This is a genomic window from Chitinivorax tropicus, from assembly GCF_014202905.1.
Taxonomy (GTDB): Bacteria; Pseudomonadota; Gammaproteobacteria; order Burkholderiales; family SCOH01; genus Chitinivorax; species Chitinivorax tropicus.
Genome location: NZ_JACHHY010000003.1, coordinates 169767 through 183198, shown reverse-complemented (window position 1 = coordinate 183198; position 13432 = coordinate 169767). Strand labels below are relative to the sequence as shown.

Genomic DNA, 13432 nt, shown 5'->3' with positions numbered 1-13432 from the left:
ATGCACACCCACTACTATCTGAGGCAATCGATGAAGACATTGATGACAAGGCTGGCCGTCCTATGCGCAGTTGCCCTGCTGGCAGGTTGCGCACACAAACAGGACATCCAGTCCGATCAGGTACATTACACCCAAGTCGGTTTCTATCAATATGCGGGCACCGTGCTACCATCCAACGCCCAGTTCGGCAACTTTGTCCCACCCAACACCCAGGTCAAACTCATCGCGGCCTCTGATGGCAGCAAAGTCGAGAGCATCGAAATCGAGCTTCTGCGAGCTGGGCAGCGCGTCATCATCCAGAACCGGCAGGATTGGTCAGGGCAAACCATCGACCAGCTCCGGCAACGCTTATTTGGTCAAAAGCCTGTCAATACCGCTCAATTCGGCAAACAGATCGAAGAAGCCATCCAACAAGGCCGCATCATCAAGGGCATGCCCAAAGCCGCTGTCCTGATGGCTGTCGGCTACCCACCCGCTCACAAAACCCCGTCACTGGACGATGATCAATGGACATATTGGTCCACCAAGGTGGATCGAAAAGTGGTGAGATTCGCAAGCGGGAAGGTGGTAGAGATCAAAGACTGATGGCCGACCAGTCCGCCGAAGTCAGACCGATGAAACAGCCCTTGGCAGATTCATCTGTCTGACCCCGGCAGCCAAGACCTAAGCCATGACGTACCTACTCCCCGAAGGATCGTGGCCACCCCGCAGAATAGTCGTAACCAGCAGGATCAGCACAGTTTTCCATTGCATCCTTATGCGCCTCTGCCGCCGCAAACAACCTAGCATCAAATTCACCCGCAGCCGCCACAATATCGAAGGCCAGCTGAGCCGTGACGGGCACCATCGTGCCATCCAGTGTCTTCCAATGGATCGGCTTGCCCAGCGCGATGAGTTTGTCACCCATCTCACCGCCACCGGCAATCAGATCACGGGCCTGGTCTTTCAATCCCAGGTGCTGGATGCGGCTGTCGGCATCACTTTGGAACCACCTGCCACCCACCTGGAATCCTAGCATCTTCCGCCGATCACGCTCGGTCTTGATGGCGGCCAACGCCTGTAGCTTGGCATGGTTAAGTAGTACGGACTGCTTGATCGGATCAAGTCGCCAGACACCATCATGCCAAGTATGGGCAGGGCTTGGCATAGCCTGGTCGGTCGCATTCGCCTCAGCCGGGGTTCGCCCAATCTCTTCGATGGTGACTGCGCCGCCATCCACCACGCTAAACAGGGAGACGCCACGCCAGTCGGCTTTGACATGCCACTGGCCGTCAGCGAATACTGCGACCTCTCGGGAGGAGGTTGTAGGAGGTTTGTCCGTGGTGGCGAAGGCAGGGAGCAGGATCGTCCCTGGTTCGAGCGGAGATTCATCAGCTGGCGCTTCGTTGATGAACTCGCCTATTTGGGGGTGGTAGTTGTATATGGTCTTGGCCATGATATCCTCGATCAGAATTTGATGCAGGCGAGTAGCGCCACATTGCGGGGGCGGGTTTCAGTCGATCCGGCATTGTCCGTGAAATACCGGCCAGACCTTGTTATGCAGATGCTAGCCCCTGAGTTATCTGCGGAAACCACCCCGTCTCCGGAGCTATCATTAATGATGAACGCTGCTGTGTTGAAGACTTCAATGGTCGCAATGCCATGCTGGTGAGTTTGAACCGACTGCGCTTGGAGCGTCCCAAACGTACGCCCACTGTCAATGCCACGTCCGTCATCAAATCCTCGCAAAAATTCGCCACGAAGATCGGGCAAGTTGAATGTAGTCGATCCATCACCAGCGCCAAAAGCAGTGCCAATTGCCGTGAACAGCGCCGCATACGTGGTGCGCGATACTGCCGCTCCATTCGCCTTCAGATAGCCTGCGGGAGCTGTACGCATAGCGAAAAACTGCACCTCACCAGGTGGAGCAGAGAAACCAGGCAGTGGGTCGAGTATGACAAAGTCGGCGCCGTCATATTCCACGTCGCCCAGCTGGCCTGTAGCAATCACCGCATTGACCTTGGTGCCAGTGTAATCATATTGCTTGAGCGGCTTCGCACCCAGGCTGTTCAGATTGATAGTCGATGCCCCCGACACCCCCGCATGAAAGCCAACACGAAAGCGCTGCCCCGCCACGTAAGCCGTAATTGCAGGCGAAGCCGTGGCCGTGAACGCCGGTGCGGTACCGCCTGTGGATAAGGCGGTGTAAGCCTGACGCTGAATCGCGGTGATCGTTGCGTATTGCGGGTGCGGGTCAACCTGCTTGGTATGGTTCATGACCTGCTGATCTACATACTGCTTGTTCGCCACTGCGGTATTCGGGTCAATCTGCAGAATCACACTCGATGCATTGGTCACCTCCAGCATCATTCGCACATAGATCTGCTTATTGGTTCCATTTGAAATAGGTGGCTTGAAACTTTCTGGAAATTTACCAATAGCAAATAGATCACCATCCTTGTCAAATACACCCACCTCACGAATATAAAATCCATTTGACTTATATGGCTCTGGCAGCTGGCTCATGACCGAATCAGGAATGGAGAGCTCTGCCACGACCCAATTGGGGTTGGCCACATCGACAACCAGTCGATTGATATCAGCAGACCAGATAGGTGCCTTCAGATTCTGCTGCGTTTCCTCCGGAGGGTAATAATCGTTATTAACCCCACTTCCAACGGCCATTCTAGATAATACAATCGGCCTGGCCTCGGCCAAAGACTTAGCTATTTTTTTCTTACCCGATTGCGTAATGATTGTGAAAAAAATTTCAGACATAGTCACCTCAATATTTAATGCAAGCCAAAAGCGATAAATTGGTTGGCCTAGCACCACCCGCACCGAATTCGTTACGTCTGTTCAATGGAAGATCACAATCTGAATTATCTTGAACAATATTATTTCCAGAATATGCATAGGCTGCCCTAACATGATGAAATCCTTTAATTGAACCTTTATATTGGGCTGGATCAATCAGGTCTGTTTTCATACCGGACGAAAACTCTTCTGGTGTTGCTGTATTTGGAACCACACCCTCCACAACCAAATTTTGAATTGCATCTGGCCCTATCGATGCCGTTATCAGAGATGCTGCCTGGCTGGAGCCAAAGACTCGATTTCTGTCCTTTGCTGCACCAGCATTCCATCCTCGAATGAATTCACCTCGCAAATCTGGCACATTGAACGTTGTAGATTTATCCCCCTCACCAAACACCGTCCCAATTACATCAAATAGAGACTGATATTCGTTTCTTGAATAAGCTTTCCCATCCGCCATCAGCCAGCCAAAAGGAACAGATTGGCTTGAGAAGTAAGATACCGTTCCAACAGGAACTGAAAGTCTACTTTCCAAGCTATACATAGACGGCTTCACATTGAATTCAAGCTTAACTCTTGAAAATGAAAAGTTATCTGATTTATTACTATCCAAAGTTATTTTAACTCTACAGTATTTCGTTCCAGGTTTTACAGACCCCAATTCACTTCCATATCTTCTCCAGACTTGGCCAATCGCGATATCCAGGGCAGAAGAGGCGCCAATCAATTTGAACTCGCCATTGAAAAACTCAATCTCCGCATAAACCTTACCGGCATACACTCCTAAGGTGTAAGCATCCAGACTCAGGGAAATATAGGGCACCGCGTCGATCCGTATAAATTCTGATGTAGCAATCGCCTGACCTTGACCTGACAAATCAGGTGCATTAAAAAAAACCCATTCCCCCGATACACCATGCACCGCCATCCAATCAACACTATTAAATCTCCAGCATTGCTTACCCAATTCCCCAGATGGATTACGGAGCAAATTTGGCTGACCATCCACATAACTCCGTAGAGCTGCATCTGTAATCCCGAAGCCCGCCAAGGTGGTGGGATTGGTGCCACCGATGACTATGCCGCGCGGGTTGACGGATAGGCTGCGATAGGTGCCAGCCGCAATACCGGTGCGGCCTGCGATCATTTCAAATTGCAGATTGGTGGTGCCCAGCGTGATCGGGCCATCTGTCATCACTTGCCAGATCGAATCGGCCTGGGTACTGCCTTGTTCAACAGAGACAAACAAACCAGGTGTGACTTCCAACGCATGGTCCGCATCTTGTGCTCGCTGCCAGTTGGCCAGATCAGCTACGTAGATGCCGTTTTCCCGAGGCAAGGTCTGGTCTTTGACCAGCACCCTGTCCCCTGCAGACACCGTGATGCCATCAATTACCTGCAGGCCGGAAAGAGGGATGTTGCCCGTGGTGGCAAGCCGTACCGATTGCTTGGCATCGAGCTTGCTCAGCTCTGCCGCCACTTTGTCATCCACATACTGGCGGGTGGCGAGCACAATGCTGGGGTCCACCTGCAGGGTGATCACAGCGGTATTGCTGACCTCCAGGATCATCCGTACGTGCAATTGCTTGTTGCTGCCGGTTGCCAGCGCTGGCTTGTAACTTTCGGGGAATTTGCCAATGCCGATCAAGGCACCCGTGCTGTCGAACAGGCCGACTTCCCGGATGTAGAATCCACCTATTTCGTCAGGAATCACCACTTCTGCGACCACCCAATTGGGGTTGTCGGGTGAAACGAACAGGTGATTGATCGCACCACGCCAAGTCTCTCGCTTCAAGGTGATCTGATCTTCGCTGGGCAGGTAGTAGGCACCATTCTGCCCATCACCGACTGCCATCTGGGTCAAAGTCAGCACGGTACCGGTGCTGATGGCATTGGCCAGTTTCTGGCGCCCGACTGCAGTCAAAATCGTAAAAAATTCGTTTGCCATTCAAAATCCTTATCTGGTGGCGTTTTGTGGATAGAGGGTGGTTCGCTCGACGCTCCAATGCCCAATGCCAATATTCGGTACAGCACTTTGCTGTGTCAGCTCGCTGGGCAGGTAATACGGAAAAACCGTGACGATCTCGCCGCTGACCATGGCCGCCGCCACGACCGGCGTGGTCGAACGGTTGGTCAGTGACAGCCTCAGAGCCTCCAGCCTGGAACGGACGTTCTTGTATTCATTGATCAGTGCTTCCAGTGATTGCACTGTGGCCTGATCGATGCCGCGCGTGGTCAGGTCGATATCCACTTTGAAATGGAATGGCGCACCGTTACTGCCGTCGCTGTTGTAGTCTGCCTCGAACCACTCCTGGATGCGGCCACTCAAGGACAAGGCATTCAGGACATGTTGGATGGCCCAAGGCGTGCCTTTATAGCGATGCAACTCAATGGCGCGTTTCAGCAGACGTCGTTTTTCCGCCTCGTCCTTGGTCAGCTGCCAGCCCTCGCCGTGGATATGCAATTGCTCGGCCAAAGCAGGTAAAGCCGATGCTTCAACCGTATCCACCAGGTAGACCAGCAACCGTGACAGATCGAGTTCATTCAAGCGGCTGGCCAGCTGCTCCAGCACCAGGAACCGGTCGTCAGCCGCCAATGCAGGTGGCAATAAGCTATGTACGGCCCGCTGTCGGCGTGCTTCATCCATTCGCTTCTCCCTGGTCGTTGAGCTTGATGTCTTTACAACTGGCCCATTGGTGTTCCAACAACACCTTCAGTGACGGGGCTTTCAATTCAACCTGGTACACCCCCGGCACCTGCAGAGCTGCCAGGACCTGACTTGGCACGATGTCCCGTCCCAGGCCTGCCGCCCGATCCTTGCAATAGGCTTCGGCCTGGGCTTTGGCATTGGCCATGACCTGCTTGCGATCAACATTGCTGTAGAAAGTGAGATCCGCACGGATGTCGTACTCCACCAATTCTGGTTTGAGCGCTTCAACACTATCGGTCAATGGGCGCACCTGATCGGCAGAGCAGGTGGCATTGACCTTGGCCAGCAATTCGTCGCTGGGCAGGCCTTTGGCCATCAAAGGGTATAGCTTCACCACGCCGGGCTTGGGTGACAGCACCGCGACATCAACAATGTCCTGATGCGCTTTCAGAGCGTGAAAGCGATAGGCCATCTTGCTTCCAGCGGTCGAGAAAGATTCCGGCGCAAGCTTGATGCGCTCCCGCAGGCGATCGTCGTCCTCCGCTTCGACCCCTCCGGTCGTCACAGTGATGTTGCTCACGCGCAACTCGGTATTGTCCAGGCTGCTGATCAGCTGGATGATCTTGCCCGCTTGCCAGTCATTGCCTACGGCGCCAACCAGCTCGCAGGCCGCGCTGGCCAGGACGTACCATTGCTTGATACCGGCAACTTCCTCGACGCTTGCGGTATTGGTATCCAAAGTCACTGCAACGTCAGTTGCAAAAGAAACCGCACCATCACTGGTTTCAACCCGTGTGCCGGCGGGGATCACCACGGGGGTCTGTGGTGATGTTGGTAAGCTGAATTTCAGGGTTGTCAAAGCGGCCTTGGCAGGCAGGCGGCTGACGCCGACCAGCTCACCCAGGTAATCCAGCATAGGGGCCTTGGCAAAGGCCACGAGGTTCTGCTTGGCAACCTCCTGTATGCCAGTACGAACGACCGATTCGCGATAGGCGATCATGTCGATCAGCAGTCGCTCGACTTGAGCGGGATAGAGATTCTTGCCGGTCATCTGCTCATATTGAGCAACCAGCTCTTGGGTGATCACTTCAGGGTTACGCTCAATGAAGTCCGGCTCCGGCAGCTTCAAATCGCGTGGGTGGCTTGTTGTCACAGGCGTACCTCAGTTTCGTGTTGAATGCCATCGGCCAATTTCCACCACACCTTGATACGCATGGTCGCGCCCTCTGCCACCGGCAACACCTTGATCAAGGTGCAGCGCGGCTCCCAGTCGCGAATAGCCTCAGTGGTTTCGCGTACCAGTTGTGGCAAGGCCCGATCGATCGGCTGATCGAGGTAGCGATGCAAATTGGAACCAAATTGGGGACGGTGTGGCACGCTGCCCTTGGGCGTCGTGAGAATCACACGGATGGACTGGCTGATATCCGCCTCTGCTTCAACCACATCGGGTTGGTTCAAGGCGGGTTGCCAGTGGATAGATGAGATGTCTGTTAGTCGTGTCATGCAGCTATTTTGCCGCGATGACCGGTTGGTGTATTTTAAAGCAGATTAGTGATTCAGTTTAAAAACCAATCACCTATGTCATTGTTTATAAATCAAATAAAATTCACCATCAACAACTCCACCCTGATCTGTAAGCAAAGCAAAAAAATACCCGCCAACAGGCGGGTATCCCCAACATATTGAATCAACTGACCGGACCGGTGCTTCCGCCATGTGTATCGGGGTGCATGTGTGGCAGGAACTTTTTGCCACTGACTTCCAGGTCCCCCCCTTCTACCCGCACATTGCCCTTGATGACAGCAGATGCCCCGCCCGCGCCCCCGGAGCCCGCCAGCCCGCCTTGATAGGCCAGCTGTTTCTGTACAATGACATTGCCGGTGAAGATTGTCTCCGGCGCATCCACCATGACCTTTCCCGCCGCTTTCAGCTGGATATTGCCACCAGCTTTGACCGATACGTCACCCTTCGCCTCGACCAGCGCCTGTTGCATGCCCGTGGCCGTGAGCGTGTGGCTGTCACGGTCGTACTCCAACTTGGCACCATCACTGAATTGCACCATGAATGTACCCGCTTGCGTGGTGGGGGGCGGCTCGGCGTTGGAATACACTGCGCCCAGCACCACTCCATCTTCGCCCAGGGCGTCCAGCAATACCGCGACATGCTCTCCCACATCCAAAGTCCAACACGCTCGATCTTTCAGGGTCTTCGGCAGGATTACTGGCAACCAAAGCGTGCGCAGGCCATCCAGATCAGGTAGATGGATTTGCGCAAAGCCAGGTTTGGTCTGCTTGACCGTACCGAAACGGATGGTGCTGATCAAATCACTCAAGCCATAGGCCATCACTTTTTCTCCCCTTTCGATGTTGTGCCTGGGCGCTTTGCCTTAGTTGCCGCTTTTGTCTGTGCAAGCGCGGCCCGCTTGATGTCGATCTCGGTTGTATAGCCACTGCGCTCGATGCGATGCATGGCGCGCTCGATCAGATAGCGACCAGACAATTTTCCGCATGACACCAGCTCCACCAGCTTGCCCGCAGCCAGCCTGGGATTGCCAGGCAACGACAGGCTGCCACTGGTCCGTTCCAGATTGGCCCGATCCAACGCTGCCCCTGTTTTCACCTCAGCCTCCTCCTTGCTGCCGGCACGCTTGGTCAGATTGATGGTGTCCCCACTTGCTGGCCCACCCGCACCATAGGCAATGAAGGTCTTCCCATTCTTCACATCCACCGCATCCAGATTCTTGCTTCTTGGATTGTGGTAACGGTTGCGTGCTTGACTCACCACCTGCTTGATCTTGTCGCGTAGCCGCAATTGCGTCAGTTGCTGCAAGTCCAGCGTCGCGACCACTGGCTGATTCACCAGCTGACCAAGCTGCTGGAAATACAGCTGCTTGCCATTGATCTTGAAGTGATAGCCGTACTCATTGGCCAGTCGGGTCAAGAAAGCCAGATCCTCCTCCTGAAATTGCGTGACCCGATCAACCGGCACAGGGGGCACCTTACCAACCAATTTCAAGCCATGTTTACCGACATAGTGCGTCACAATGGCCGCCAGGGTGGTGGACTCAAACGCCTTGCTCTGTCGGGTGCGCGCCGGCAGCCTGACACTGGCCGCCAGCGCGCGGATATGCACTGTGGCAGGCGGATGGCTGAATTCGACCTCATCAATGTCGAATTCGCCACAGCTCAGCATCTCCCCGCCTTCGAAACCCAGCGATAAAGACAACTGGTCGCCCATGCCGGGGTACCATGCATCGATCCATCGGCCATCCACGTCTTCCAGCGTCACTTCCAGCTCATCCGACTGCCCGGACAACTGATCGGAAAAGCTCAATGCGCATACATAGGGCGTCAGTTCACGGGTGATATCTTTGTTGCCATAGGCAAGTTTGAACACCGGATGCTGCACCAAAATCGGCTCGCTCATCGCTTCCATGGTGGCAGCTCCTCATGCAATCTGGCTTGCTCGATGATCGGGATCGACAAGGGCAGGCCGCTGGGCAACACAGATACCAAAGGCACCTGCGGATTGGCCGCGATCAGGTCCTGATACAGCATGGGATCGCCGTAATAGCGCGCAGCCAGTTGATCCCAGCGCTCACCTGCTGTCGTAATATGTGTTAGATACATCAAAGACTCCTTGTCATGATCGTTGCCGCCAGACGTGCCTTGGCACCCGCCGCACGATCCATTGCCGACATGCCAGCATCCAACTGGTTAAGCAGGTAGTCGAGCTGCTCATTCACACGCGCCTCGATATCCGTCGGCGGCATCGTTTCCAACTGCTCCTTGGTGATCTTGAAGGCCTGCAAGGCGCTTTTCGCATTGCGGACCGTTTCTTGCACCTTACGGGCCTCATCCAGCATGGTCTTGCAGTCAGCGGCCATGGTAGCGATGTCCTTCATCCCACCAGCCAAGCCCTGTTGCAACGCAGGTGACCACCGCTGGATGGGGCCGGATACACGCTGCAACTCGGCCATCACAGCGGGCAGGTTATCCAATACCTGAGCAGGATTGCCCCGTAACTTCTTGAGGACTGCCCCAGTCTCGTTCACCATCCGCGCCATCACCGCCGCCTCACCCAGCCCGGTGGTCACCGCCTCACCCACTTGCGGTGACCAATCACCCAAAGGCGCGAGGGTCTGGCTCAGCTCCGCCAGGTGCTCGGGCAGATTGGCCTTGTCTTTGCGAATGTTCTGCAAAATGCCATCTGTCTTCTTTGCCCACTGCGCCATCTTGGTGGCTTTCTCCAGCCCACCGCTCAGGCCCTCCAGACCCGGTATCATTTTTTCCAATGGCCCAGCCGCCTGATTCAGCCCTGTCAGCACACCAGGTAACTCAGCAAGGATGGTGCGGGGGTTACCCTTCAGCTTTTTCAGCATTTGCACCGTGCCCTGTGCAGTTTTGATGGCTGCGTGAGCCTGGTAGGCAAAACCCACCACCTTACGTACCGTATCGCGAATGGGTGAGCGAGCCTCGACATTGGCCGCCAGTTTGGCAGCCTGCTCCTTGGCCTGCAGTGCGGCTACTGGCGCAATCTGCGCCGTAACTGGCGGCAGGGCTGGCTGCACCGCCGGGGTAGGCGGTCGGGTCTGTTTGTCCCCTACAAATTCACGCAAGGTGACATTGGCCTCCAACGAGACAGATGCACCATTGCCATAACTGTGTTTACTGGTGACCCGCAATTCGCTGATGACAAAGTAGCCTTTGACATCTCCGTTGCTCAGCACCAGCGACAAAGCCTTGCGCTCCGCCATGGCCGCCTTCAGCTTGGCAAGCTCAGCATCTGGCTCACAAAAGCTGGCATGGAACTCCAGGCCGATATGCCATTCATCCAGTTTCTGGCCGACGAATTGCAGACGTGGTTTGCCTGCGATCAGCGCGTGCTCGGCGTAATCGACTGCAAACTGTGACTCCAGGCCGCTATTGAGTGCCAACAGATTGAATGGGATATCGCCCAACACGGCAAAAATCTTGTCTGACATGGTGATATTCCTCCTTTCAATATGCGCGACGCGCTTGTTGTTCCACCACGCGCTTGATCAGTTGTTCCAGCTCGTGCAGCGACATATTCAGCGCGGTCTTGATCTGCCCTTTGACCGCATCACCGCTTACCCCCGCAGGCATCTGGAATACCGGGTTGAAGTGGATCGTGGGCAGAGTGGTCGGCACAACCGATTTGGCGGATGCCGCTTGTGCCGTCACGGCCCGGTTGGTTGCTTGCTGTGCAGCGACATTGACTGGCGATGCCACTGTTGTCACTTCCACCTGCTTATCATCACGCAGCAGATTGCTGAAAAAGCTGGAGATGGATTTTGATGCATTGACAAACACCTCCCGGGTATTGGTAATCCGTTCGATCAGCCCGCCAATCAACGCATTGATCATCGCTTTGCCAAATTCCATGAACTTATCGGGCAATGAGGCAAACCACTCCATCGCGCCGGCAAAGATGCCTTTCACCTTCTCCCACAGGGACGTAAACATTGGGCCGATCGTGTCCCAGTTTTTGTAAATCAGGTACGCCGCACCGGCTACAGCGGTCACCGCTAAGCCGATTGGGTTCGCGAATAGCACCCGGATTCCGATTCCAACCATCCGCAGCAAAGGCATAATCAACGCACTGGCCCGGCTCCACCCCCTGGCAAATAGGTCAACTCCCTTGGTCAAGAAGGTCAGCGCATATGGTTTGATGGTGTTCAGCGCATTATTCACGCCGGTTGCAGCAACCCTGACCCCACCTTGCACACGCCCCCAGGCGCCAGCAAGAACATTGCGGCTTTTTGCCACGATGGATGCAAATCGCCCACCTTGGCTCGGGCCACCACCTCCTAGGCCAGCGGCACCCGCACTGATCCCGCGTGCAGCCTTTGCTGTTCCCATATGCGCTCTGGCCAGTTTGACAGTCGCCCGGGTCAGGCGCACACCATTGACGGCAATTTTGCCCAGATGGAAACCTGCATAAGCCCCGATGATTGCCTTCACCCAGCCAGGGTTGTCATTCACCCACCCCGTTGCACGCTGAATCAGGGGCGACGCGGCATCGGTTCCTTTTTTGACGATGGGGTTGATTGCGTCACCCACCCCAGTCGAGAACTGATGGGCATCCTGTGAAACCTGCGTCAACGATGAGCCCAATGTATTGGTACGTTTCTGATAATTGCTTTCCAACATCCCAGCAGGTTGGTTGCTGGCCAGTGTTTTTCTGGCATCCTGGAATTGACCCAACCCATCTTTCATTTTCATGAACAGCGCCAGCATTTTTTCGTCACCGAACAAACCTGACAGGTTGAATTTCTTCAGCACATTCATCATTGCAGCCTGGCTGCCCGAAGCAATCGCTTGATTCCAGGCATCCTGAAATGGCTTACTTTGCTTATTGAGCACCGCATCCACGGCCATGAAGCTGGCCTCGAATTTGCTGTGGCCTTTGCCGGTCAAATTCTGCATGGAGGTGTTGTAATGGATGTTCTGCTTCAGGTAGGCATTTCTCTGATCATCCGTATCCATTCGAGACAGCCATTGCTTGATGTCCCCGACAGCCGCATCATCTGTACCGAGCACACCCAACGCCGCGCTGATACTGGCAACATCGGTTTCGCCACGCTGGCTCATCGCCTCATCGATCTGTTCGAATGCCTCGGTGAATCGGGCGGGATCGGTGGTACTCATCCGCGCGCCGTAGAGTAGTTTATTCACCGCCGTCGTCATCTTCTGCACATCATTACCGATGCCATGATTGTCACGCAGACTGATCATCAACTTGGCAGCCGTGGTGGTGTCCGTATTATTTGCCGTCGCCAGCTTGCCCATCAGCTCGGTCATGGGGCCTAACTCATCAAGCTTTGTACGATCCTGGACGCCGCCCTCTGTCATCAGGACCTTGGCGCCCGTTGTCATATCAGCCAGACCGTGACGCGTCTTGGCGGCTGACTCGCGGATCGAGCGGTCTGCAGCGGACTCCTGACGACTATCCAACCCTGCTGCAATACCCAAATCCCGCACGGTATCTTGATGGGTTGCAGAATTTGTAGCAGCCACCACAAAGGGGCCACTTTTCTCGACTAGGCCGCTCCAACTACTTTTCACAGCCTCCAGCGATTTGCCCCATTTCTCGCTCAGCTCTTCCGAATGTTTGAGGTGTTTATTCAACAGCTTTTGCTTATCGGTCAATTCCTGGATTAATTCCCCGACACTCTCTATTTCACGTTCCAACTGTTTGACTTCGCGCTGCGGCCCATTGAATCTAATCAGGCTTGCCATGCTCTTCTTGAGCTCTTCCTGCTGAGTCAAAAGTGGCGTCAAAGCCTTTTCCAATTGATTGATTGCCGATTTTGCGGATGTCAGCTGCTTAACCCACCTGGTCGTGCCCTCCAAGGCACTGCCCAGGGCTAGCCCTGCCAGCGTTTCAATTGCCATTTTTTCATCCTTTTCATTCCGCTCCTTCAATAAAAAACGGCGATGGTTTATTGTTTACCATCGCCGTCTACTCATACCTGTGTTTCACGCTCGATTTGGCGGGAGGCCAATTCCAGCCATTGAATAAAATCGGCGACACTCAGCCGATCGATTTCACTCGGCTGAAACCGGAACCACATCGCCAGCAGCGCCGCTCCGTCCCAGATCGTTTCCACCGAAACCCAGGATGTCGAGAAATCGGTCTTTCAGGACCTGATAATCTGCTGCATCCATTTCTTCCAGATCTTCTGGAATCAAGCTTGTCATCCGTGCAATACCAATCAATTCCATCTCGGCAACCTTTCCGCCGGATTGCTGGGTGATCGCCTTGATATCACGTACTTTCAAACGACGCATGGTCAATTTATTGATGGTTTCGCCTGCAGGTGTCACGAATGGATATTTAAGTGTCAGTTCCATGTCTTTTCTCTCGTTTAAATATGTTGGACAGGTGTTTATTTTCACAGATTGCCAGTTGATATGCTTTTAACCCAGTTTAGGAAAACTGTTTAAAAATCGCTGATTCAGC

The 13432-nt window shown here is 54.2% G+C and carries 14 protein-coding genes; 1 reads left to right on the top strand and 13 read right to left on the bottom strand.

Annotated features, from left to right (window positions below):
* Positions 1-30 precede the first annotated feature (30 nt).
* Complete coding sequence (locus HNQ59_RS03405) at positions 31-585, top strand: hypothetical protein (RefSeq protein ID WP_184035202.1); 555 nt, start codon at positions 31-33, stop codon at positions 583-585.
* A 94-nt stretch (positions 586-679) separates the two neighbouring features.
* On the opposite strand, the gene HNQ59_RS03400 is transcribed toward HNQ59_RS03405, so the two are convergent.
* The 13 genes from HNQ59_RS03400 to HNQ59_RS03340 form a co-directional block, all read right to left on the bottom strand.
* Complete coding sequence (locus HNQ59_RS03400) at positions 680-1435, bottom strand: DUF4376 domain-containing protein (protein ID WP_184035199.1); 756 nt, start codon at positions 1433-1435, stop codon at positions 680-682.
* A gap of 11 nt (positions 1436-1446) precedes the next feature.
* A complete protein-coding gene (locus tag HNQ59_RS03395) occupies positions 1447-2757 on the bottom strand; it encodes a phage tail-collar fiber domain-containing protein (RefSeq protein ID WP_184035196.1) in 1311 nt (436 codons plus the stop codon).
* Positions 2758-2764: 7 nt separating this feature from the next.
* Entirely contained in the window at positions 2765-4744 is a 1980-nt protein-coding gene (locus HNQ59_RS03390) for a phage tail-collar fiber domain-containing protein (protein WP_184035194.1), read from the bottom strand.
* A 9-nt stretch (positions 4745-4753) separates the two neighbouring features.
* Positions 4754-5443 carry a phage tail protein I gene (locus HNQ59_RS03385; protein WP_184035192.1) on the bottom strand — a complete coding sequence of 230 codons (690 nt, stop codon included), beginning with the start codon at positions 5441-5443 and terminating at the stop codon, positions 4754-4756.
* Positions 5436-6575 carry a baseplate assembly protein gene (locus tag HNQ59_RS03380; protein WP_184035406.1) on the bottom strand — a complete coding sequence of 380 codons (1140 nt, stop codon included), beginning with the start codon at positions 6573-6575 and terminating at the stop codon, positions 5436-5438. Before HNQ59_RS03380 ends, HNQ59_RS03385 begins: the two co-directional genes overlap by 8 nt.
* 20 nt (positions 6576-6595) lie before the next feature.
* The gene (locus HNQ59_RS03375; protein ID WP_184035190.1) at positions 6596-6949 is read right to left on the bottom strand and encodes a GPW/gp25 family protein; all 354 of its coding nucleotides are present in this window, start codon (positions 6947-6949) and stop codon (positions 6596-6598) included.
* 184 nt (positions 6950-7133) lie between these two features.
* Entirely contained in the window at positions 7134-7790 is a 657-nt protein-coding gene (locus HNQ59_RS03370) for a phage baseplate assembly protein V (RefSeq protein WP_184035187.1), read from the bottom strand.
* Positions 7790-8881: a phage late control D family protein gene (locus tag HNQ59_RS03365; RefSeq protein ID WP_184035184.1), complete on the bottom strand. Its 1092-nt coding sequence runs from the start codon at positions 8879-8881 to the stop codon at positions 7790-7792. Before HNQ59_RS03365 ends, HNQ59_RS03370 begins: the two co-directional genes overlap by 1 nt.
* A complete protein-coding gene (locus tag HNQ59_RS03360) occupies positions 8869-9075 on the bottom strand; it encodes a tail protein X (RefSeq protein WP_184035181.1) in 207 nt (68 codons plus the stop codon). The genes HNQ59_RS03365 and HNQ59_RS03360 overlap by 13 nt, the downstream gene beginning before the upstream one ends.
* Positions 9075-10430: a phage tail protein gene (locus tag HNQ59_RS03355; RefSeq protein ID WP_184035178.1), complete on the bottom strand. Its 1356-nt coding sequence runs from the start codon at positions 10428-10430 to the stop codon at positions 9075-9077. The genes HNQ59_RS03360 and HNQ59_RS03355 overlap by 1 nt, the downstream gene beginning before the upstream one ends.
* A gap of 16 nt (positions 10431-10446) precedes the next feature.
* Positions 10447-12864 (bottom strand): phage tail tape measure protein, encoded by a 2418-nt coding sequence (locus HNQ59_RS03350; RefSeq protein WP_184035175.1) that lies wholly within the window; start codon positions 12862-12864, stop codon positions 10447-10449.
* A gap of 71 nt (positions 12865-12935) precedes the next feature.
* On the bottom strand, positions 12936-13043 hold the full coding sequence (locus tag HNQ59_RS03345; protein WP_184035172.1) for a GpE family phage tail protein: 108 nt from the start codon (positions 13041-13043) through the stop codon (positions 12936-12938).
* Positions 13018-13323, bottom strand: a complete 306-nt coding sequence (locus HNQ59_RS03340; RefSeq protein WP_184035167.1) for a phage tail assembly protein — start codon at positions 13321-13323, stop codon at positions 13018-13020. The genes HNQ59_RS03345 and HNQ59_RS03340 overlap by 26 nt, the downstream gene beginning before the upstream one ends.
* Positions 13324-13432: the final 109 nt, after the last annotated feature.

What these genes read in the sequence shown, in the direction of transcription:
- HNQ59_RS03385 (WP_184035192.1), bottom strand. Translation starts at nt 5,443, where the DNA reads ATGGATGAAGCACGCCGACAGCGGGCCGTACATAGCTTATTGCCACCT.
- HNQ59_RS03365 (WP_184035184.1), bottom strand. Translation starts at nt 8,881, where the DNA reads ATGGAAGCGATGAGCGAGCCGATTTTGGTGCAGCATCCGGTGTTCAAA.
- HNQ59_RS03375 (WP_184035190.1), bottom strand. Translation starts at nt 6,949, where the DNA reads ATGACACGACTAACAGACATCTCATCTATCCACTGGCAACCCGCCTTG.
- HNQ59_RS03360 (WP_184035181.1), bottom strand. Translation starts at nt 9,075, where the DNA reads ATGTATCTAACACATATTACGACAGCAGGTGAGCGCTGGGATCAACTG.
- HNQ59_RS03355 (WP_184035178.1), bottom strand. Translation starts at nt 10,430, where the DNA reads ATGTCAGACAAGATTTTTGCCGTGTTGGGCGATATCCCATTCAATCTG.
- HNQ59_RS03390 (WP_184035194.1), bottom strand. Translation starts at nt 4,744, where the DNA reads ATGGCAAACGAATTTTTTACGATTTTGACTGCAGTCGGGCGCCAGAAA.
- HNQ59_RS03350 (WP_184035175.1), bottom strand. Translation starts at nt 12,864, where the DNA reads ATGGCAATTGAAACGCTGGCAGGGCTAGCCCTGGGCAGTGCCTTGGAG.
- HNQ59_RS03345 (WP_184035172.1), bottom strand. Translation starts at nt 13,043, where the DNA reads ATGTGGTTCCGGTTTCAGCCGAGTGAAATCGATCGGCTGAGTGTCGCC.
- HNQ59_RS03340 (WP_184035167.1), bottom strand. Translation starts at nt 13,323, where the DNA reads ATGGAACTGACACTTAAATATCCATTCGTGACACCTGCAGGCGAAACC.
- HNQ59_RS03405 (WP_184035202.1), top strand. Translation starts at nt 31, where the DNA reads ATGAAGACATTGATGACAAGGCTGGCCGTCCTATGCGCAGTTGCCCTG.
- HNQ59_RS03400 (WP_184035199.1), bottom strand. Translation starts at nt 1,435, where the DNA reads ATGGCCAAGACCATATACAACTACCACCCCCAAATAGGCGAGTTCATC.
- HNQ59_RS03395 (WP_184035196.1), bottom strand. Translation starts at nt 2,757, where the DNA reads ATGTCTGAAATTTTTTTCACAATCATTACGCAATCGGGTAAGAAAAAA.
- HNQ59_RS03370 (WP_184035187.1), bottom strand. Translation starts at nt 7,790, where the DNA reads ATGGCCTATGGCTTGAGTGATTTGATCAGCACCATCCGTTTCGGTACG.